This is a genomic window from Agrobacterium salinitolerans (assembly GCF_027498475.1).
Taxonomy (GTDB): domain Bacteria; phylum Pseudomonadota; class Alphaproteobacteria; order Rhizobiales; family Rhizobiaceae; genus Agrobacterium; species Agrobacterium salinitolerans.
In genome coordinates this window covers 65,441-86,811 of the sequence record NZ_JAPZLN010000009.1, presented here as the reverse complement: position 1 = coordinate 86,811, position 21,371 = coordinate 65,441, and the positions used below count along the sequence as shown (strand labels likewise).

Here is a 21,371-nt window from a genome sequence, read left to right as displayed (position 1 = left end):
CTTAGAACGAAAGACTTCGTCGCCAGCAGCGCCGCCGCCCTCGTTCAGTGAGCGGACTTATAAGAGAACCTCACCAAACAAGTCAACACACCAAATTCGAAAAAATAAAGAAATGTGATATCTGCATGATTCTAAAAGGAAATTTCGTTTTCTTGAGCGTATCGGCATAATAAGACGCCACCGAGCTTGTGGTTTTGCACAGGAGAGTACGCCCACGCGCATGAAGGCGGGTCGCGCGCCTTCTTTTAGCCCCCTTCCTCGCTAATTGCTTTGCCAACGAAGCGTTAACACGAGACATGCCTGCGCGTGTCCCTATACAGACGGTTGCGACATGTCTTCCGGTGCGTCGACCGATTTGACTCACGGCTTTGAAAGTTGCACATCTTCGCGTGAAGTTTCTGGAGAGCGCATGACCGACAGGGCACAGCTGGTATGACTGCGGATCGCAATGTGATCCGGTCGCTAGGCACGGAACCGCCAATTCTGGCGGAAGGACGACGTGCACCCGATCGCCGTGAGATTTCGTTGCGCTGGCTTTCGGGTACGTTCCTCACGGGGATTACCTCTTCCATCTTGATGGGGGTTGCGCTGTTTGCCGCTCTTGACGGTCGCCAGCAGCTTGCCATTCCCGCCGAAGCTTTCGCCAAGACGGATATGGGCGACAATGTGACGGAGGCAGCTCGTCGCGGCACTCGCCTTGTTGCTCCGAACATCGCGGCCCGCCCCTCCGATCGCTCGATCATGGAAGTTTCCACCGTTATCAATGAAGGCGACAAGGAAGTGGTCCGCAAAGTCCCCTTCTCTCACGTCAAAATTCCGCTGGCGTCCAATTACGCGAAACAGGATGACTACCCCGCCTTTGATCCGCTGAACATATTTGCCAGCAACGACGACAAGGATGCGCCCGCTCCGGCGGCGAGCCGCACCGGCACGATCTACGGCTCCGAAGTCGAATCCGAAGTCAGCCTGAAAACCGTCGCCTTTCCCATCCAGCACTCCAAATATGCTTTTGCGGGCTCCCTGAGCTTCGATGAGGTCGAGGAAGCAGTACGTTCAAACGGCTCGATCCTGACGGACGGTAACGAGCAAGTTGCGGCACTCTACTACATCGACCCACGCCGCTTCGATAATGATGATGGCGATGTCGACATTACCGCCGGCCTTGCTGCCCGCGTTGTCGAGCAAAACATGTCTGTTTCGACCCCGCAATCACCCTCGGTTCCCGCCAAGGAATATGCCGACGACGTCATCCCTGCCCGCCAGACGGAGACAATCGAAGCTGCCCTCTTCGGCGCCGGTTATTCGAAGGCGCAATCCTCCGAAATTGCCGGGCTGCTTTCGCCGCAAATCCAGTCGAACAATGTCGAAAGCGGCGACGTTCTGCGCGTCGGCATCATCCAGGAAGACGAAAAGAGCGACATCGTGCGCGTGAGCCTTTATCGCAAGGGACGCCACATGGTCACCATGGCCATCGATGATCGCAAGCGTTTCATCAAGGCTAGCGAACCGCCGAAGCTCGACGCCGTGGCGACCGCCTTCGACAGTACGCCAGCGCCTGCCGCCGGTCGCGATCTGCCGAGCGTTTATGACGGAGTCTACCGTGCGGCTCTGGCTTACGGCATGAACCAGAGCATGGTTTCGCAGCTCATCAAGCTTCTGGCCAGCAGCGTCGATTTTCAGGCGCAGCTCAAGCCGGCCGATACGCTGGAGGCCTTTTTCTCCGTGGAGGACGCGGACGGCAAGGCGACGGACAAGTCGGAACTGCTCTACGTGAACGCCAAATTCGGCGACAACGAGACACGGTTTTACCGTTTCCAGAACCCGGACGACAACAGCATCGATTATTTCGACGAGAACGGCAAAAGCATCCGGCAGTTCCTGTTGCGCAATCCCGTTCCGAACGGCCGCATGACATCCGGTTTCGGTATGCGCCGCCATCCGGTTCTGAAATTCAGCCGCATGCACACCGGCACCGACTGGGCGGCGCCCCGTGGAACGCCGATCATCGCGACCGGTAACGGCATTGTGGAGAAGGCCGGCTGGGCATCCGGTTACGGCAACCAGACCCTGATCCGCCACGCCAATGGCTATGTCTCTTCCTACAACCACCAGAGCGCCATCGCCAAGGGCGTCACCGAAGGTTCCAAGGTCCGGCAGGGTCAGGTGATCGGTTATGTGGGATCGACCGGCCTTTCGACCGGCGCGCATCTGCATTACGAGCTGATCGTCAACGGCACCAAAGTGGACGCCATGAAGGTGCGCCTGCCGGGCGGCAAGTCGCTTTCCGGCGAGGCGCTGGCGCGGTTCTCCGATGAGAGAAAGCGCATCGACAATCTGCTCAACATCGCGGACAAGCCTAATCAGGTGGCGAGCCGGTAACTCGGCGGACTTTTACGGGTTAAAAAGTTGTCAAATGAAAAGGGCTCCGTTTCCGGAGCCCTTACATTTTATGCCGCATCGGCCGTTTCAGTCTCAGCCTCACCCTTGGCGGGTTTGACCTTGAACAGCAACCGGTCCGTGCCCGAGGTCACTTTGACCCGCGAACCATCGGGGATTTCACCGCCGAGGATCATTTCCGCCAGCCTGTCCTGAACCGATTTCTGGATCACCCGCTTCAGCGGACGCGCGCCGTAAGCCGGATCGTAACCCTTATTGGCAAGCCAGTTGCGGGCATCCTCATCCAGTTCGAGCGTGATCTTGCGATCTGCCAGGAGCGAGACGAGACGCTTCAGCTGGATTTCCACGATCGCACCCATTTCGTCACGCCGCAGGCGGTGGAACAGGATGATATCGTCGATACGATTGAGGAATTCCGGCCGGAAATGCGACCGGACCCGCTCCATGACCAGTTCACGAACCGAATCCACATCGTCATTGTCGCCCATCTGCGTCATGAATTCCGAACCGAGGTTCGAGGTCATGATGATGATGGTGTTCTTGAAATCGACGGTGCGGCCCTGGCCATCCGTCAGGCGGCCATCATCCAGCACCTGCAAGAGGACGTTGAACACGTCCGGATGCGCTTTTTCGATCTCGTCGAACAGCACGACCTGATAGGGCCGGCGGCGAACCGCTTCCGTCAGGGCCCCGCCTTCTTCGTAACCGACATAACCGGGAGGCGCGCCGATCAGCCGGGCAACGGAGTGTTTCTCCATATATTCCGACATGTCGAGGCGAACCATCGCGGTTTCGTCGTCGAACAGGAAGCGAGCGAGCGACTTGGTCAGCTCGGTCTTGCCCACGCCCGTTGGGCCGAGGAAGATGAACGAACCGATCGGCCGGTTGGGATCCTGAAGGCCAGCGCGCGAACGGCGAACCGCCTTGGAAACCGCCTGAACGGCCTCGCCCTGCCCGACAACGGACTTGGCAAGCTCGTCTTCCATGCGCAGCAGCTTTTCGCGCTGGCCTTCCAGCATCTTGTCGACCGGAATGCCGGTCCAGCGGGAAACGACATGGGCGATATTGTCCGCCGTCACCACTTCCTGAACCATTGAGCCGGCGCCGCTGCTGTCGCGGGCTTCCGCCGCAGCCAGTTCCTTTTCAAGGCTCGGAATGATGCCATATGTCAATTCGCCGGCGCGTTGGAACTGGCCGTTGCGCTGGGCGATTGCCAGCTCGTTGCGGGCTTCATCCAGCCGCTTCTTCAAGTCGGCGGCATGGCCGAGCTTCTGCTTTTCCGCCTGCCAGCGGGCCGTCAGCGCATCCGCCTTTTCTTCCGTATCGGCCAACTCGTCCTCGAGCTTCTTGAGGCGGTCGGCGGACGACTGATCCGTTTCCTGCTTCAGGGCTTCGCGCTCGATCTTCAGCTGAATGATGCGGCGATCCAGTTCGTCCAGTTCCTCCGGCTTGGAATCCACCTGCATGCGAAGACGCGAAGCGGCCTCGTCCATCAGGTCGATTGCCTTATCAGGCAGGAAGCGGTCGGTGATGTAGCGGTTGGAAAGCGTCGCAGCCGCAACCAGGGCCGAATCCGAGATGCGGACCTTGTGGTGCTGTTCGTATTTTTCCTTCAGACCGCGCAGGATCGAAATCGTGTCCTCAACGGTCGGCTCATCCACCAGAACGGGCTGGAAACGGCGTGCAAGGGCCGGATCCTTTTCCACATGCTTGCGATATTCATCGAGCGTGGTGGCGCCGACGCAGTGCAGCTCACCGCGGGCAAGCGCGGGCTTCAAGAGGTTGGACGCATCCATCGCGCCATCGGCCTTGCCGGCGCCGACCAGCGTGTGCATCTCGTCGATGAACAGGATTATGCCGCCATTCTCGGCCTGCACTTCGTTCAGAACCGCCTTCAGGCGTTCCTCGAACTCACCGCGATATTTCGCACCGGCGATCAGCGCGCCCATATCGAGCGCCATCAGCTTCTTGTCCTTCAGGCTTTCGGGCACGTCGCCATTAACGATGCGCAGCGCAAGGCCTTCCGCAATCGCCGTTTTACCGACGCCGGGTTCACCGATCAGAACGGGGTTGTTCTTGGTACGGCGCGACAGGACCTGGATGGTGCGGCGAATCTCGTCGTCGCGACCGATGACAGGGTCGAGCTTGCCTTCGCGGGCTTCTTCCGTCAGGTCGCGCGCGAACTTCTTCAGCGCGTCGAAGCCCTGTTCGGCGTTGGCGCTGTCAGCCGTGCGGCCCTTGCGGATATCGTTGATGACCTGATTAAGCGCCTGCGCCGTTGCGCCGGCCTTCTTCAGGGAAGCCGAAGTGGTGGCGGAACTTTCAATCGCAAGTGCCTGCAGAAGACGCTCGACAGTGACGAAACTGTCGCCGGCCTTCTTGGCGAGATCTTCCGCAGTCGAGAACACTTTGGCAAGCGGCGCGGTGAGCGAAAGGCCGCCATTGCCGCCGGAAACCTTGGGCAATTTCGCAAGTGCCGCATCATTGGCAAGACGCGCTTCCTTGGCGTCGCCGCCGGCGCGCTCGATCAGCGATGCCGCCATGCCCTGCTCGTCATCGAGCAGTACCTTCAGAACGTGTTCGGGCGAAAATTGCTGATGGTTTTCGGCAAGCGCGAAGGTCTGCGCCGACTGCAGGAAACCGCGAACGCGCTCGGAGTATTTTTCAATATTCATAGTCGAACCTCCATAGACCGGCCCGCCCGCTTTCGGCACGGCACCGGGTGTTAGGGTTGAGGCTCCCTCAAAAGGCAAGCCCCGCTACGACAGCCGTGTTTAAGAGATTTCACGTCCGTCGCCTCTCGCTGGTCGGCACCGACGATGCGGTGTTTGTCCTTCCTGCACGAATATGGGAGCCGTTTTCATCGGTTTAAAGGGGAGCAAATCCGCCGTATCGGGAAATTTTCGTTCGATCTGACAGGTGTCAATTCGCCCCGCCGGATGAAGCTGGAGAAGGTGAACTATCGCCGAAAACAAAAAACTCCGGCAAGCCGGAGTTTTTCAATCGCCATGTGATTTGCAGACGCTGCTTATTCGGCAGCATTCTCGAGAGGCGCGACCTCTTCACCCGCAGGCGTTTCTTCGCCTTCGGCGCCTTCCGCCGCGGCGGTACGGCGCGGGCGACGCTGACGGGGGGCAGCTGCACGGCGGGTCTTCGGGGCACGTTCAGCCGCTGGTGCTTCCGCCTGCTGCTGCTCTTCCTCGACAGCCACCTCCATGGGCGTGCCTTCAATGACGGGCTGCGGCGCCTGGCTGGCGTCGTAAACCGGAGGCTGCTGTTCCGCGGTCACCTGCGGCTGGCGCGGCTGACGCTCCTGCCGTTCGCGGCGATCCGGACGCTCACGACGCTCCTGGCGCGGTTCGTTCCGCTCGTTACGCTCCTGGCGTTCGGGCTGCTGCGCCCGCTCGGCCTGTTCGGCCTGCTGCTGCGGCGCAACGGCACCTTCATCGCCGTCGTTCACTTCCATATCGTCACCGTCGGCGGCATTGTACTCGCCGCGGTCGTCGCGCTGGAAGCGTTCCTGCATCTGGGCCTGAGCCGACGCAATGATGCGGTTATAATGTTCAGCGTGCTGCAGATAATTCTCAGCGATCACGCGGTCGCCGGAACTCTGCGCGTCGCGCGCCAGCGCCGCGTATTTTTCCGCTATATGCTGGGCTGTGCCACGGATTTTAACATCGGGGCCGGAACTGTCATAAGTCCTGGTGAGCGGGTTGCCGCCCTTGCGGTTAAAGTTGTTGTTACCGCCACCATTGTTATTGTTGTTGTTTCCACGCCCCCGGCCGCGCTTGTTTTGCTGTCCTGGCCTCATCAATTGCTCACCTGAATTCTGTTTTGCTGACAATCTGGTTGTTTTCATGCAATTCCGGGCGGAAAACCGCTGGAAATTTTTTCCTGAAATTGCTCCATCACGCGCCTTGCCGAAGATAACTCCCGGGCAAGACCTCGCGTATGACGACCGGCTGCGCAAATGCTGCACCGAGCCGCCTGCGAACAAAGTTTACTGATTCACATGCCGGAAACGCCCAGCCTTTCAGGGCTCCTTAAAGAACCCGCTTCGGGACTGACCCATACCCTGACGAATCTCAGTTCGTCCTCAGCCACCCGGCATGTGGCCGCAAACTATCCCGCTTCCCGCGGAAATCCAAGCCTTTTCTTTTGCTGTGCAAAATATCCTTGCAAAAAAATCCGCAGACATATCGCGAACAACTATCTCCGGAAGGTCAAAACTCTGTCGTTACCGCCATAATCCTTGACGGCGTCCAGAAGAGAGAAGCCGTGGGAAGCAAATATAGCGGAAACATCAAGCCTTTGATCGAAACCGATCTCCACACCGACAATCCCGTTTTCCACAAGAAAGCGGCCTGCATCGGCAGCGATGAGGCGGTACGGTGCAAGGCCGTCCTGACCTCCATCCAGCGCCGCCATCGGGTCGTGGTTACGAACCTCCCGGTCGAGCGTTGCGACGATATCAGTTCTTATATAGGGCGGATTCGACACAATTATGTCAAAGCGGCCAGAGATTTTTTCAAACCAGTCACTGCGAATGGTTTCGAAGCGTGAACTGAGGCCATTTCGAGCGGCATTTCTGGCGGCCGTTTCCAGCGCATCGGCCGAAATATCACTGCCAATACCGGACGCCTGCGTACATTCCTTTAGCAGTGCCAGACAGATTGCACCCGTTCCGGTACCCAAATCCAGAATGCGGACGCTACCCGTTCGGGAAACCGTCTCCTTTAACGCCGGCAACAGCGTATCGACGAGAACCTCTGTATCCGGGCGGGGTTCGAGTGTTTCCTTCGATAGAAGAAGATCAAGGCCGTGAAACTCGCGGTGGCCGAGAATGCGATGCACCGGTTCGCCCAAGGCCCGCCGCTCGATCATGGCGGCGATACGCGCGTTTTCTTCCGCGGTGACCGGGCGGTCTGGCTTCATCACGAAATCGGTCAATGAGAAACCGACGACTTCCGCAATCAAAAGCCGCGCATCGAGAAGCGGATCATCGATCCCGGCTGTCTGCAGCCTTTTGCGGGCGGCGGCAAGCGCGCTCGCGATACTTGCTTTACCCCCCGTGCTCAAAGCTGTTCGCCGAGCTGGGCGAGTTGTCCCGCCTGATAATCGGCGATCAGCGCATCCACAAGTTCATCGATCTCGCCTTCGATCATCCGATCCAGCTTGTAGAGCGTGAGATTGATGCGGTGATCGGTAACGCGACCCTGCGGGAAGTTATAGGTGCGGATGCGCTCGGAACGGTCGCCGGAACCGACCTGGCTCTTGCGGTCGGCCGAGCGTTCACTCTCCACCTTCTGCCGCTCGATGTCATAAAGACGCGAGCGCAGGACCTGCATGGCCTTGGCGCGGTTCTGGTGCTGCGATTTCTCCGAACTGGTGACGATCAGGCCCGTCGGAAGATGGGTGATGCGAACGGCGGAGTCTGTGGTGTTGACGTGCTGACCGCCGGCTCCCGACGCGCGCATCGTGTCGATACGGATGTCTTCCGGACGGATTTCGACGTCGATGTCTTCCGCCTCCGGCAACACCGCAACGGTGGCGGCAGATGTGTGAATGCGACCACTCGCTTCCGTTTCCGGCACACGTTGCACACGGTGCACGCCGGATTCGAATTTCAGCTTGGAGAACACCCCTCGCCCGCTGATCGTGGCGATGATTTCCTTGTAGCCGCCCGCTTCACCTTCGCTTGCGGAAAGAACTTCCACCTTCCAGCCCTTGGTCGATGCGAAGCGCTCATACATGCGGAAAAGATCGCCGGCGAACAGTGCTGCCTCGGACCCGCCGGTGCCGGCTCGAATTTCGAGGATCGCGCTTTTTTCGTCCGCCGCATCCTTTGGCAACAGCAGGACCTGCATATCCTTTTCAAGCTCGCCGATACGGGTCTCGACCTCTGGCAGCTCCATTTCCGCGAGCTCGCGCATATCCTTGTCGGTCGTCTTGTCGGCCAAAAGCGCTTCTAGATCGTTGGCCTCGGAAACAGCCTTCTCGTAGTCGCGGATTTTCTTCACCACCGGCTCGAGTTCGGAATATTCCGAAGCCAGTTTCACATAGACATCCGCTGCCGGGCCTGCCGACATGCGCGCTTCGATCTCGCCGAAACGTCTTTCCAACTCGCGCATTTTTTCGACGGGAAGCTTCGCCACCAGTCACTCCAATAATGAAACAGGTCTTTTAGAGCACTTTCGCTTTTCATCGAAACGCGAAAACGCTCTAACTTTTTGCTTTAACGCATTTCCGGACGGAAAACCGGGGTCCACTCTTCCTGGAAATGCTCTAAACGGGAATGGAATGCGTCGCAGCGAAGCGTAACAACACCTCGCGCGCGCTTTCCAGCGAATTGTGATCGTCCAGCGCCGCGTTCAGCTCTTCGGCAAGGCGCGCGGCATCGAGCCCGAGCAGCATTGCCTTGACCGGACCGATTGCCGTCGGTGACATGGAGACCGAACGGAAGCCGAGGCCGATCAACGCCATGGCCGAAAGCGGCTTGCCCGCCATTTCGCCGCACAGCGTGACCGATGTGTGATGCCTTTCGCCAGCGCGGACGATATCGCGCAGAATGCGCAGGAACGGCTTGCCGAGATTGTCGAAACGATCCGAAACACGCGCATTGCCGCGGTCGACCGCCATCGAGAACTGGAACAGGTCGTTCGAACCGACGGACACGAAATCCACCTCCTGCATCAGCTCATCGAGCTGCCACATCAGGGAGGGCACTTCCAGCATGGCGCCGAATTGCAGCTTTTTCGGCAGCGCATGACTGAATTTGGAGAGATGCTGCACTTCCTTCTGTAACAGGTCGCGGGCGGCGCGAATTTCTGACACTTCCGTCACCATCGGCAACATCATGCGCAATTCAGCACCGGATGCGGCGCGCAACAGTGCACGCATCTGCGTGCGCATCAGGCCCGGACGGTCGAGCGACAGGCGAATCGCCCGCCAGCCCAGCGCCGGATTTTCCTCTTCCTGGCCCCGCATATAGGAAACGACCTTGTCGCCGCCGATATCCAGCGTGCGGAAGGTAACGCTCTTGCCCTTGGCCTGCCGCAGAACGGAGCGGTAGAACGCCTCCTGCTCCTCGCCCTTCGGCATATTGGAGGCGATCATGAATTGCAGCTCGGTGCGGAACAGGCCGATGCCATCGGCGCCGGATTCTTCCAGTTGCGGCAGGTCCACCAAAAGGCCGGCATTCATCTTCAGATTGACCTTCTGGCCATCCTTGGTGATCGGCTCGACATTGCGCAGCGCGCGGAACTGCTCCTGTCGCTTGGCGCGCAGGCGCACCTTTTCTTCATAAGCACGCTGCAGATCCGACATCGGGCGCAGATGCACCTGACCATCATCGCCATCGATAATGATGGGATCGTTATTTTCCGCCAGCGCGACGATCCCGGTCGCCTGCCCGATGATCGGAATGCCCATGGCCCGCGCGACGATGACGACATGGCTGGTCACCGCGCCGTCTTCGAGCACCAGTCCACGCAGTTTTTCACGCGGATAATCCAGCAGCTCGGCAGCGCCCATGGCGCGCGCCAGAACGATGGCGTCGAGCGGGAAATCCTGCTCCGGCCCACGCCCGCCAAAACCGATCAGCTGGCGCAGCAGCCGGTTGGCGAGGTCGTCGAAATCATGCATGCGCTCACGCAGATAGGGGTCAGTGAGCCGCATCATGCGCGCCTTGGTGTCGCTCTGCACCTTCTCGACCGCCGCTTCCGCCGTCAGGCCGTTGCGGATGGCCTCTTCCATGCGCCGCACCCAGCCCTGATCGTGGGCGAACATGCGGTAGGTCTCGAGAACCTCGCGGTGTTCGCCCTCGGTCGGCACGTCACGGCGCTGCAACATGTCGTCGATCGACAGGCGCAGCGAGCCGATGGCGTCGGCAAGACGGCGGATTTCCGTATCGGCATCTTCATTGAGCAGGTTGGTCACGACGATGCGCGGATCGTGCAGCACGACGTGGCCAAGGCCGATTCCTTCGCCATAACCATCGCCATCGATGGAAACCGCGCGCGTCAGGTCCAGCTCCACGCCGGGGCGGGTGATCTTCTTCAATTCACCGCTCGCCACTATTTCAGCGATAAGCATCGCGGTTGTCTCGAGCGCTTCAACTTCATCCTCCCGATACGTTCGGCTGGCCTTGTTCTGGACCACAAGAACGCCAAGAGTGCGACCGGAGCGCAAAATCGGCACGCCGAGGAAGGAATGATAAATTTCCTCACCGGTTTCAGGAAGATAGCGGAAAGCGGGATGCGCCTGCGCATCGGAAAGATTGAGAGGTTGGGCGGACGCGGCGATGGTGCCGACAAGACCTTGCCCCATTTTCAGCTGGGCAAGATGCACGGCATCCTTATTGAGACCTTCGGTCGCATAAAGTTCCAGCACGCTGTCGGAACGCAGCACGTAGACCGAGCAAACCTCCGCCACCATGTTGCTGGCAATCTGACGGACGATCTGGTCCAGACGCTCCTGCGGTTCAAGGTGCTCCGCCATCATTTCGCGCAGCCGCTTGAGCAGGACACGCGGACCTGCGGAAAGGTCTCTCATCGCGTTTGCTCCCCGACGCTTCCGATCCGAATGTCATAATATTCGGGAATCAAAAGGTCATTTAAAAATTTATAGCGCGAGAAGCGCGTCCCGCAAGGGACACGCTTTCATGAAACGCCGCATCGGAAGAACGCAACTCCGAAGAATCGGAGCATCGGGAACCGATGTCTCGGGTTCAAGCTTTATCGAGGCCGTAAGCGGAATGCAAAGTGCGAACGGCAAGTTCGGCATAGGCGCCGTCGATCAGGATCGAAATCTTGATCTCGGAGGTGGTGATCGCCTTGATGTTGATGTTCTTCTCGGCAAGCGCCTTGAAGGCACTGGCGGCCACGCCGGCGTGGCTGCGCATGCCGATACCGATGACCGACACCTTGGCGAGGCCCGTCTCGTTCTGCGCGACGTCGAAGCCGATCTGGGCCTTGTTGTCTTCCAGAAGCTTGATCGCCTTGGCGACGTCGCCCGAAGGAACGGTGAAGGTCATGTCGGTGCGCGAACCGTCTTCGGAGATGTTCTGCACGATCATGTCGACATTGATATGCGCTTCGGCGAGCGGCCCGAAGATCGCGGCGGAGACGCCCGGACGGTCGGCCACGCGGCGCAGCGAGATCTGTGCTTCATCCTTGGCATAGGCGATGCCGGTTACGACTTCCTGTTCCACGATTTCATCCTCGTCACAAATCAAAGTACCGGGCGGGTTGATGAGGTCGCCCATGCCCGGCGCATCGGGATCCTCGAAACTGGAGCGAACGAAGGTGCGCACCTTGTGTACCATGGCAAGCTCGACCGAGCGAACCTGCAGAACCTTCGCACCGAGAGACGCCATTTCGAGCATTTCCTCGAAGGCGATCTTCTTCATGCGGCGAGCCTTCGGCTCGATGCGCGGGTCGGTCGTGTACACACCGTCGACATCCGTATAGATGTCGCACCGGTCCGCCTTGACGGCGGCGGCGATGGCGACAGCCGAGGTGTCCGAACCGCCGCGGCCGAGCGTCGCGATGCGGTTGTCAGGACCGATGCCCTGGAAACCGGCAACAACGGCAACCTGGCCTTCGCCCATGCGCTTGACGATATCGGAACCGTCGATTTCCAGAATCCGGGCGGCGCCGTGCGCATTGTCGGTGCGGATCGGGATCTGCCAGCCCTGCCAGGAGCGCGCATTGATGCCCATGGATTGCAGCGTGATCGCCAGAAGACCTGACGTCACCTGTTCGCCGGATGCAACAACCGCATCATATTCGCGCGCGTCGAAAAAGGAGGCAGCGTTGGCGCCAGCCACCTTCGCGGCGTTCTGCACCCAGTCCACCAGCTCGTTGGTTTTACCGGACATGGCAGAAACGACCACGGCCACTTCATGGCCGGCATCCACTTCGCGTTTCACATGCCGTGCGACATTGTGAATGCGTTCGAGGTTCGCGACGGACGTGCCGCCGAATTTCATGACAATGCGAGCCATAGCCTTGACCAGTACCATCCCATTTTCCCGCCGGCTCCTTCAGGAAGCGGACGGACAAGAACAAACCCAGTCGGCCCTTCCTGAAAAGAGCCTCAAGTTGCGGGTCTCTTAGCGAAAAGGTGGGGGGCACGCAATGCCGTTTATGAACCATGCGGTACGCCTTCTTTCTGGGCCGATAAAACGGACGAAGACAGCATCGAACCGTTAACGAGATAAAGCACCCGTAAAAGAGCGTACCGCAGTGCACTGTACAAATGGGCCCATTCGCAGTATGAGCGCGGCAATGCAACCGGCCAGATGGCCGAAATGGCCTGCATCGGCTGCCCCGGAGACATTAGGATCTATTGGTTTCGGGCGGATGCGGGCAGCTTCATATCCGAAAGACGGTAGATGACAGACACCCAGGGTATCGCCCCGGCGATCGCGCAGGCGTTGGAAAAACGCGGCTACAAAGACTTGACCCCCGTGCAGCAGGCCATGCTTGCGCCCGAACTCGCCGACAAGGACGCGCTGGTTTCCGCGCAGACCGGTTCCGGCAAGACCGTTGCCTTCGGCATCGCGCTCGCGACCACGCTGCTGCGTGACAATACCCGTTTCGGCCAGGCCGCTGCCCCTCTGGCGCTTGCCATTGCCCCCACGCGCGAACTGGCCATGCAGGTCAAGCGCGAACTGGAATGGCTTTATGAGTTTGCAGGTGTCTCCATTGCCTCCTGCGTCGGCGGCATGGATATCCGCAATGAGCGCCGGGCGCTGGAGCGCGGTGCGCATATCGTCGTCGGCACGCCCGGCCGTCTCTGCGACCACATCAAGCGCAACGCACTCGATCTTTCGTCGATCCGCGCCGTCGTGCTCGACGAAGCCGACGAGATGCTCGATCTCGGCTTCCGCGAAGATCTGGAATTCATTCTGGAAGAATCGCCGGACGATCGCCGCACGCTGATGTTCTCGGCCACCGTGCCGCGCAGCATCGCCAAGCTGGCCGAAAGCTACCAGAAGAACGCCGTGCGCATCGCCACCGCTTCCGAACAGAAGCAGCATGTGGATATCGAATATCGCGCGCTCCTGGTGTCGCCTTCCGATCGCGAGAACGCCATCATCAATGCGCTGCGCTTTTATGAAGCCCGCAACGCCATCGTATTCTGCTCCACCCGGGCCGCTGTGAACCATCTGACGGCACGCCTGAACAATCGCGGCTTTTCGGTCGTGGCTCTCTCCGGTGAACTAACGCAGAACGAACGCACACATGCCCTGCAGGCCATGCGTGACGGCCGCGCCCGCGTTTGCGTGGCGACCGACGTTGCCGCCCGCGGCATCGACTTGCCCGGACTCGAACTCGTCATCCATGCCGATCTGCCGACCAATTCCGAAACGCTTCTGCACCGTTCCGGCCGTACCGGCCGCGCCGGTCAGAAGGGCGTCAGCGCCGTCGTGGTGCCGGTCAGCCAGCGCCGCAAGGCCGAACGCCTGCTCGAAGGCGCCAAGGTCAGTGCCGCATGGGTTCACCCACCCTCCGTTGAAGAGATCGTCGAGCGCGACGGCGCCCGGCTTCTGGCCGATCCTACGCTAAGCGAAGCAGTGGCGGATGACGAACGCGATTTCGTCACCAAGCTGCTGGAACAGCATGGCGCGGAAAAAGTCGCCGCTGCCTTCGTGCGTCTTTATCATGCCGGACGTTCGGCGCCGGAGGACATTTTCGAGGTCGCGCTTGACAACACCCGCAAGCCGCGCCGCGACAGTTTCGAAACACCCGAAAACAATGCGCCGCGCCGCGACAGGTCCGATTTCTCCGACAGCGCCTGGTTTTCGCTCTCCGTTGGCCGCAAACAGAGCGCCGAACCGCGCTGGCTCATCCCCATGCTCTGCCGTTTCGGCAAGATCACCCGCCAGGATATCGGCGCGATCCGCATGCAGCAGACGGAGACCTTCGTGGAACTGGCGGCTGATGCCGTCGACCGTTTCACCTCCGCCATCGGCAAGGATATGACGCTCGAAAAGGGCATCCGTCTGAAGGCGCTGGAAGGCAAGCCGGAAATAACCGGCAGCTTCCGCGAAGACACCCGCCCGGCGAAGGCCCAGCGCAAGTTCAGCAAATCGGACAATGCTGCCGCTCCCCGCGATGACCGAAAGGGCGACGACAAGCCCTGGAAGAAGAAAAAGCCCTTCGGCGACAAGCCGAAATATGAAGGCAAGAAGGACAAGCCTTTCGAAAAGCGTGGGCCGAAGCAGCCGAAGGGCTGATTGCCTTTCGCTCTTCGACATCTGAAAGTCAAAGGCCCCGTTTTTGCACGGGGCCTTTTTATTGCGACATCTACAGAATGTCCGTCACGGGCATCCCTATTTGGTCGTCACTTCGACAAGGGCCGTGACCGGCTTACCGTCAACCAGAACGGGTTGATGGTGATCGTTCGCCAGTAGAACGCCGATGACATGCCGCCCGGCCGGGCTGGGGCAATGGCCAAAACGGGCCTTGATCAAATCCCCACCGAAGTCGCTGTTCATGCTGTTATAGGTGCGGCCGGGAATATTGCACGTATCGCCTGAAGGGTCGATTTTCATATGCACGTGGCCGCATTGGCCGTTGTCTCCACATTGCCCGGCGGCAAGCAGCATGAAGTTGCTTTTGACGACGACGCCGATTGCGCGTTCCGGGTCATTCCCCAGCTCTATGACATCGCCGGCTTTCGGCCAGACGATTTCGAGGGTTGGGCTGTCCCCGGCATATGCGACGGCGATTGGAAGTAAGGTAAATGCGAGACTGAACTTTAACAATAAACGCAGCATTGAACCCTCCTGACAAAATGTAATCGATGCTTACATCAAGGGAGCGGCTTTACGCAAGAGAAAAATAATCAGTGATTACATCCGCGTTCCATGCTAGGGACAGCCATGAGTACGAACATGAAAGCGAATGGGGACAAGCCCTACCACCATGGCAATCTCGTCGATGAACTTGTCGCGGCAACGATCGCAATCATCGAGGAGCGAGGTGTAGAGAACATTTCAGTCCGCGAAGCCGCCAAGCGCGCTGGCGTTTCGCCTGGAGCGCCGTTCAGGCATTTCCGTTCGAAAACAGCTCTGATGACTGCTGTCGCGGAACAGGCGATGAGCCGACTGACCGAATCCGTCGAAGCCGCAAGACGACAGGCCGGCAGTGACGATCCCCTCGTCGCCTTTGAAGCCATCGGCCACGGCTATCTGCGCTGGGCACTGGCCAATCCGACGCATTTCGAAATCATCAGCTCGAGAACGCTGATCGATTTCAATTCGTCCGATATTCTACGCGAGCAGAATGACGCCATACGTCGCCTGATGGTCAACCTGCTCGCGCAGGCGCGTGAAAACGGCCAGCTCGCAAAGGGCCTCGACCTCGACCAGCTCGTGCTAAGCTCCCGCGCACTGGTCTATGGCCTTGCCCGCATGGCAATCGATGGGCATTTTCCGGAGTGGCATGTTGCAGAGCCCCCTTCGGAAGCGATGCATAAAGCACTGCATCTGTTCATAGGGCAGTTCCCCAAGGGATAGCCGCCAAAAGAAAAGCCCCGATTTCGCGGGGCTTTTCCATTCTATCAATCAAAACATCGGCAATCAGAACTCCAGCGCGCGATCGCCGTTTTCGTCCTTGATGCGGTTCGGAAGACCGATCTTGTTCAGAAGGTTCAGGAACGGCTTCGGCGGCAGTTCTTCAACATTCGCCATCTGCTTCACGTCCCATTCGCCGGTGGCGATGAGCATGGCGGCTGCGACCGGCGGAACGCCGGCGGTGTAGGAAATCCCCTGCGAGCCGACTTCTTCATAGGCATCCTTATGGTCAGCCACGTTGTAGATGAAGACTTCGCGCTCCTTGCCGTCCTTGATACCCTTGACGATATCGCCAATGCAGGTCTTGCCGACATAATCAGGCGCCAGCGAAGACGGATCGGGCAGCACGGCCTTGACCACCTTGAGCGGCACGACTTCCAGGCCTTCGGCCGTCTTGACCGGCTTCTCGGACAGGAGGCCAAGGTTCTTCAGCACGGTGAAGACGTTGATATAGTGATCGCCGAAGCCCATCCAGAAGCGCACATCGGCGCCGTCCATGTTCTTGGACAGCGAATGCACTTCGTCATGGCCGGTCATATAGGCCTTCTGCTTGCCGACGACAGGCAGGTCGAATTCCTGTCCGACTTCGAACATCTGGTTCGTCTGCCACTGGCCATTCTGCCAGGAGTAAACGACGCCGGTGAATTCGCGGAAGTTGATTTCCGGATCGAAGTTGGTGGAAAACCAGCGGCCGTGGCTGCCGGCATTGATATCGACGATATCGACCGAGGTGACCTTGTCGAAATACTCATCCTTGGCGAGACGCGCATAGGCGTTGACCACGCCTGGGTCGAAACCGACGCCGAGAATGGCGGTAACGCCCTTTTCCTTGCACTCTTCCGCGCGCTTCCACTCGTAGTTTCCATACCACGGCGGCGTCTCGCAAATCTTGGTCGGATCCTCGTGGATCGCCGTGTCCATATAGGCAACACCCGTGTCCATGCAGGCACGAAGAACGGACATATTGACGAAAGCCGAACCGACATTGATGACGATTTCCACGCCGGTTTTCTTGATCAAGGCTTTCGTCGCCTCGATATCCATCGCGTCAAGCGCATGGGCCTCAAGTTTCACATCTGTCTTGAGGCTCTTCTTTTCGCGTACGGACTCGACAATCTTGCGGCACTTTTCCACGGTCCGTGACGCAATATGAATGTCTCCCAATACATCGCTGTTCTGGGCGCACTTATGCGCCACGACCTGTGCTACGCCACCGGCGCCGATGATCAGAACGTTCTTCTTCATTTCAGGTGATGCCTCCTTTTCCCCGCAGGGATGAGCTTCGTTTCATGTTAAAAACAGGGTTTAAGACAGGCTTTGCTCGAAATCGGCAAAGTCGAATTCACGAACGGCGCGAACGGTGCCGTCCAGTTCCTTGATGGCGATGGTCGGCATCCTCACGCCGTTGAACCAGTTCTTCTTGACCATGGTGTAGCCGGCCGCATCCTGGAAGGAGATGCGGTCGCCGACCTTCAACTCCTTGTCGAAGCGAAAATCGCCGAAAATATCGCCGGCGAGGCAGGACTTGCCGCAGACCATATAGGGATGCTCGCCTTCGTTCGGCAAAACCTTGGCGGTTTCACGATAGATCAGCAGATCGAGCATGTGCGCTTCGATGGAGCTGTCGACGATAGCAAGGTTCTTGCCGTTGAACAGCGTGTCGAGAACCGTCACTTCGAGCGTCGTGCTCTTCGTGATCGAGGCTTCGCCCGGCTCCAGATAGACCTGCACGCCATATTTTTCGGAGAAGGCCCGCAGACGGTCGCAGAACTGGTCGAGCGGATAATTATCGCCGGTAAAGTGGATACCGCCGCCAAGGCTCACCCATTCGGCACGCGACAGCAGCGATCCGAACTTTTCCTCAATCTGGGTCAACATGCGGTCAAACAGAGAGAAATCGCCGTTTTCGCAATTGTTGTGGATCATGAAACCGGAAATGCGGTCCATGACCTTGTCGACCTTGGCCACATCCCATTCGCCGAGACGGCTGAAGGGACGCGCGGGATCGGCAAGGTCGAAGCTCGAAGAGCTGACCTGCGGGTTGAGGCGCAGACCACGGGTAATACCGGAGGCCTTGTCCGCAAAACGCTCGAGCTGGCTGATGGAATTGAAGATGATCTTGTCCGCATTCGAGATCACCTCGTCGATTTCGTAATCGGCATAGGCGACGGAATAGGCATGGGTTTCACCACCGAATTTCTCGCGGCCGAGACGGACTTCATAAAGCGAGGACGAGGTGGTGCCGTCCATATATTGCGACATGAAATCGAAAACCGACCATGTGGCGAAGCACTTCAGCGCCAAGAGCGCCTTGGCGCCGGATTTTTCCCGCACATAGGCAATCTTCTCCATGTTGCGAAGAAGTTTTGTCTTGTCGATGAGGTAATAGGGCGTCTGCAGCATGTCGTTTCACATATTGATTGAAGTCAAGGTACGTCTCGATGATGGGCCTTATAGGATGCTTGTGACAGGAAAACAAATGTCCGGGGCCTAATTCCTGAAAAATGCCTGACCATTCAAGAAGGGCAAATAATCACATGACGTTACGGAACCAAGGCCGGGTCGGCGCGTTTTACTCCCGGACAGGCGGGTTGTTTCTGCCGCCGCAACGATAGTTAAGCGGTGTCAGTCATTGACATGTCGCCATTTCCATCAACGATGTTCAAGAAGGACCTGACCCATGGCAAGCGTGCGCAGCAGCGTTAACGACAAGATCCAGCAATCCCTCGAAAGCGGTGACGCAGCCGATGTGGCCGCACAGCTCGCCCAGCTTCGCGAAGATCTGGCAAATCTTGCCAAGAGTGTGAAAGCGCTTGGCGTCGGCGCGTCTTACGAGCTGAAAGCACAGGCCGCACGGGTCGCAGACGATGCAATTTCTGCCTCGAGCGACATGGCGGATACGGTCCGCAGCGAGATTTCCACGCTGAACGACAACCTCACCGATCAGGTCCAGAAGAACCCGCTGCAGTCGCTCGGCATCGCCGTTGGCGTTGGCTTCGTTCTTGCCCTCCTGACGCGTCGATAAGCTCATGCTTGAGGCATTGCTGGTCTATCTGGGGGAGACCCAGCGTGAAGGGCGTGTCGTCACGAGACGATTGCGCTCCGTCATCATATTGTCGGTGCTGGCAGGGATATTTTTCCTGATAGCCTTTGTCGCAGCGGTCGTGGCGGGATCAATCTATCTGGCGCGTCACGTGGGGGCTGGACCGGCAGCGCTCGTCGTTGCGGGCTCTGCCTTTCTGCTCGGTGTTATCATGCTGGTGGCGCTCGCCATCCTCAAACGCCCGAGGGTCTACGCGACCAGACCGATGTCACCACTTGCTGCCGCAGCACCTTTAACGGCTGCGCCGCTCGCGCTGCAATCGCTGCTTTCGCTTGCAATCCAGGCACGCCCTTACGCGACACTTGCCGTCGCTGTCGCAGCCGGATTTCTCGCGACGAGAGCGGGTACAAAAAAGACCAAGTAACTTCTTGGCAGCCTCGCAAGACCAACCGCGCGTCCAGACGATGGATGCGCGGTTTTTTTTATGTTACCCGCGAAGGATAGACTGGTTGTTGGCGTTGCCCGCCACGCCGCCCTTATTTGAACAAAGTGACATACAGTCTCGGGCAGTCTCTGCGCGTCCGTAATTTTCTGAAAGGCAATTGATGAAGAAGAAAGTCCTTGTCGTCGGCGGTGCCGGCTATATCGGTTCGCACACCTGCCTTCTCCTGTCTGAGCGAGGGTATGAACCGGTCGTTTTCGACAATCTGTCCAACGGGCATGAGGAGTTTGTCCGCTGGGGGCCTTTCGAACAGGGTGATATTCGCGACCGGGCGCGGCTGGACGAGGTCTTCGCCAAGCACCAGCCAGAGGCCGTTCTTCACTTCGCCGCGCTGATCGAAGTCGGTGAATCGGTCAAGCAGCCCGTGGCTTTCTATGACAACAACGTCATCGGCTCGCTCAACCTGCTTTCCGCCGCCATCGATGCCGGCGTCACGGCTTTCGTTTTTTCGTCCACCTGCGCAACTTACGGATTGCCCGAACAGGTACCGATCGACGAGACGCACCGGCAGGCGCCGATCAACCCCTATGGCCGCACCAAATGGGTGGTGGAGCAGGCGCTGAAGGATTACAGCACCTATAAGGGGCTGCGTTCGGTCATGCTGCGCTACTTCAACGCCGCTGGCGCGGATTTCGAAGGCCGCATCGGTGAATGGCACAAGCCGGAGACCCACGCGATCCCGCTGGCCATCGAAGCCGCACTCGGCCGGCGTCAAGGCTTCAAGGTGTTCGGCACGGATTACGACACGCGCGACGGCACCTGCGTGCGCGACTATATCCACATTCTCGATCTCGCCGATGCGCATGTGCGGGCCGTGGATTATCTGCTTGCCGGCGGGGAGACCGTCGAACTCAACCTCGGCACCGGCACCGGAACGACTGTGAAGGAACTGCTGGCGGCGATTTCGGAGGTTTCCGGCCGCCCCTTCCCCGTCGAATATACCGGGCGGCGCGACGGCGATTCCACGACACTCGTCGCCAATAACGACAAGGCGAAGGAGGTTCTCGGCTGGGAGCCGCGTTACTCCCTCTCCGACATCATCAAATCCGCCTGGGCCTGGCACTCCTCCCGCAATGCGGGCGATTGAACAGCCGGCGATCAGATAGAAAAAAGACACCGGCCTGTTGGCCGGTGCCTCTCGCGGGACAGCTGATAGAAGCCGGTCCCGCTCCTGCCTCCCAGGGACGGGAATTAGGGCTTGGTGGCGGACGTCGTCGTGCCGTCAGGGGCCGCCGGCGTTGCCGCGTTCTTTTCGCTCGCCTGCTGCTCCAGCGTCTTGAATTCGGGAGCGGCCTTCAGCGTTTCCGCCGTTTCCGTCGTTGTCAGGCGGATTGTACCGTCTTGCGCGTTGCGCGTCATCGTTACCTTATCCATCGGAACCGCAACATCCTTTGCGCCGATGCCCAGGAAGCCGCCGACGCCGATCACCGCAGCAACCAGACCGCCATCTTCTTCCATAATCAGGTTGGTGACGTTACCGATGCTTTCATCGGCCGCCGTATAGACCGACTTGCCGATATAATCGTTCGCGCTGACCTGCGTTTCGCCCTGCTCGGTCAAATAGGCGCCACCCATCGTTGTGGCCGCGCTGTCATTGGCAGAAGGGGCGGCAGGCGTCATCGGGGTGGCAGGCGGGTTTGCCGGCTCTGTCTGCGCACTCGGATTTGCCGGTGCGGGCTGGGTCGTACCCTGAGCGATGGCCAGCGGCGCGAAAGCCGTGGTGCCCATCAAAGCAGCTGTGACGAGGATAGTAATTTTCTTTGCCATTTCGTACCTTCCTTTCATCGTTCTCAACTGGCCGGCGGTGATGAATTTCATACCCGCTGCTCGACCGGTTCGTCTGG

Annotated in this window: 16 protein-coding genes; 6 read left to right on the top strand and 10 right to left on the bottom strand. The window is 59.0% G+C overall.

Going from position 1 to position 21,371, the window contains the following annotated elements:
- The first annotated feature begins 432 nt into the window (after window positions 1–432).
- On the top strand, window positions 433–2,379 hold the full coding sequence (locus O9X91_RS22840) for a M23 family metallopeptidase (RefSeq protein ID WP_137412440.1): 1,947 nt from the start codon (window positions 433–435) through the stop codon (window positions 2,377–2,379).
- A gap of 68 nt (window positions 2,380–2,447) precedes the next feature.
- On the opposite strand, the gene clpB is transcribed toward O9X91_RS22840, so the two are convergent.
- The 6 genes from clpB to O9X91_RS22810 form a co-directional block, all read right to left on the bottom strand.
- Window positions 2,448–5,072: an ATP-dependent chaperone ClpB gene (clpB, locus tag O9X91_RS22835; protein WP_142913466.1), complete on the bottom strand. Its 2,625-nt coding sequence runs from the start codon at window positions 5,070–5,072 to the stop codon at window positions 2,448–2,450.
- A 353-nt stretch (window positions 5,073–5,425) separates the two neighbouring features.
- Window positions 5,426–6,208 carry a DUF4167 domain-containing protein gene (locus O9X91_RS22830; protein ID WP_077984937.1) on the bottom strand — a complete coding sequence of 261 codons (783 nt, stop codon included), beginning with the start codon at window positions 6,206–6,208 and terminating at the stop codon, window positions 5,426–5,428.
- Between the two features lie 398 nt (window positions 6,209–6,606).
- Window positions 6,607–7,476, bottom strand: coding sequence for a peptide chain release factor N(5)-glutamine methyltransferase (prmC, locus tag O9X91_RS22825; RefSeq protein WP_142913465.1), 870 nt, complete (start codon window positions 7,474–7,476; stop codon window positions 6,607–6,609).
- On the bottom strand, window positions 7,473–8,552 hold the full coding sequence (prfA, locus tag O9X91_RS22820) for a peptide chain release factor 1 (protein WP_077984939.1): 1,080 nt from the start codon (window positions 8,550–8,552) through the stop codon (window positions 7,473–7,475). Before prfA ends, prmC begins: the two co-directional genes overlap by 4 nt.
- 130 nt (window positions 8,553–8,682) lie before the next feature.
- Entirely contained in the window at window positions 8,683–10,950 is a 2,268-nt protein-coding gene (gene ptsP, locus O9X91_RS22815) for a phosphoenolpyruvate--protein phosphotransferase (protein WP_077984940.1), read from the bottom strand.
- Window positions 10,951–11,125: 175 nt separating this feature from the next.
- Window positions 11,126–12,403: an aspartate kinase gene (locus O9X91_RS22810; RefSeq protein WP_077984980.1), complete on the bottom strand. Its 1,278-nt coding sequence runs from the start codon at window positions 12,401–12,403 to the stop codon at window positions 11,126–11,128.
- 390 nt (window positions 12,404–12,793) lie between these two features.
- Here O9X91_RS22810 and O9X91_RS22805 point away from each other — a divergent pair, with 390 nt between their 5' ends.
- Window positions 12,794–14,641 carry a DEAD/DEAH box helicase gene (locus tag O9X91_RS22805; RefSeq protein WP_142913464.1) on the top strand — a complete coding sequence of 616 codons (1,848 nt, stop codon included), beginning with the start codon at window positions 12,794–12,796 and terminating at the stop codon, window positions 14,639–14,641.
- Window positions 14,642–14,737: 96 nt separating this feature from the next.
- On the opposite strand, the gene O9X91_RS22800 is transcribed toward O9X91_RS22805, so the two are convergent.
- A complete protein-coding gene (locus O9X91_RS22800; protein WP_142913463.1) occupies window positions 14,738–15,184 on the bottom strand; it encodes a hypothetical protein in 447 nt (148 codons plus the stop codon).
- A gap of 117 nt (window positions 15,185–15,301) precedes the next feature.
- On the opposite strand from O9X91_RS22800, the gene O9X91_RS22795 reads away from it, so the two are divergent.
- Window positions 15,302–15,925 (top strand): TetR/AcrR family transcriptional regulator, encoded by a 624-nt coding sequence (locus tag O9X91_RS22795; RefSeq protein ID WP_244614264.1) that lies wholly within the window; start codon window positions 15,302–15,304, stop codon window positions 15,923–15,925.
- 63 nt (window positions 15,926–15,988) lie between these two features.
- Here O9X91_RS22795 and O9X91_RS22790 read toward each other — a convergent pair whose 3' ends face one another.
- Window positions 15,989–17,227: a saccharopine dehydrogenase family protein gene (locus tag O9X91_RS22790; RefSeq protein ID WP_142913461.1), complete on the bottom strand. Its 1,239-nt coding sequence runs from the start codon at window positions 17,225–17,227 to the stop codon at window positions 15,989–15,991.
- 60 nt (window positions 17,228–17,287) lie between these two features.
- Window positions 17,288–18,385, bottom strand: a complete 1,098-nt coding sequence (nspC, locus tag O9X91_RS22785; RefSeq protein ID WP_137412445.1) for a carboxynorspermidine decarboxylase — start codon at window positions 18,383–18,385, stop codon at window positions 17,288–17,290.
- Between the two features lie 277 nt (window positions 18,386–18,662).
- Between nspC and O9X91_RS22780 the strand changes: the two genes are divergently transcribed.
- From O9X91_RS22780 to galE, 3 genes are all read left to right on the top strand, one after another.
- Window positions 18,663–19,007, top strand: coding sequence for an ElaB/YgaM/YqjD family protein (locus O9X91_RS22780; RefSeq protein WP_077984944.1), 345 nt, complete (start codon window positions 18,663–18,665; stop codon window positions 19,005–19,007).
- A 4-nt stretch (window positions 19,008–19,011) separates the two neighbouring features.
- On the top strand, window positions 19,012–19,449 hold the full coding sequence (locus O9X91_RS22775) for a hypothetical protein (RefSeq protein WP_137412447.1): 438 nt from the start codon (window positions 19,012–19,014) through the stop codon (window positions 19,447–19,449).
- A 181-nt stretch (window positions 19,450–19,630) separates the two neighbouring features.
- Window positions 19,631–20,614, top strand: coding sequence for a UDP-glucose 4-epimerase GalE (gene galE / locus O9X91_RS22770; RefSeq protein ID WP_045015763.1), 984 nt, complete (start codon window positions 19,631–19,633; stop codon window positions 20,612–20,614).
- A 104-nt stretch (window positions 20,615–20,718) separates the two neighbouring features.
- Here the strand turns inward: galE and O9X91_RS22765 are convergent, their stop codons facing one another.
- Entirely contained in the window at window positions 20,719–21,294 is a 576-nt protein-coding gene (locus tag O9X91_RS22765; RefSeq protein WP_080794281.1) for a PRC-barrel domain-containing protein, read from the bottom strand.
- Between the last annotated feature and the right edge of the window lie 77 nt (window positions 21,295–21,371).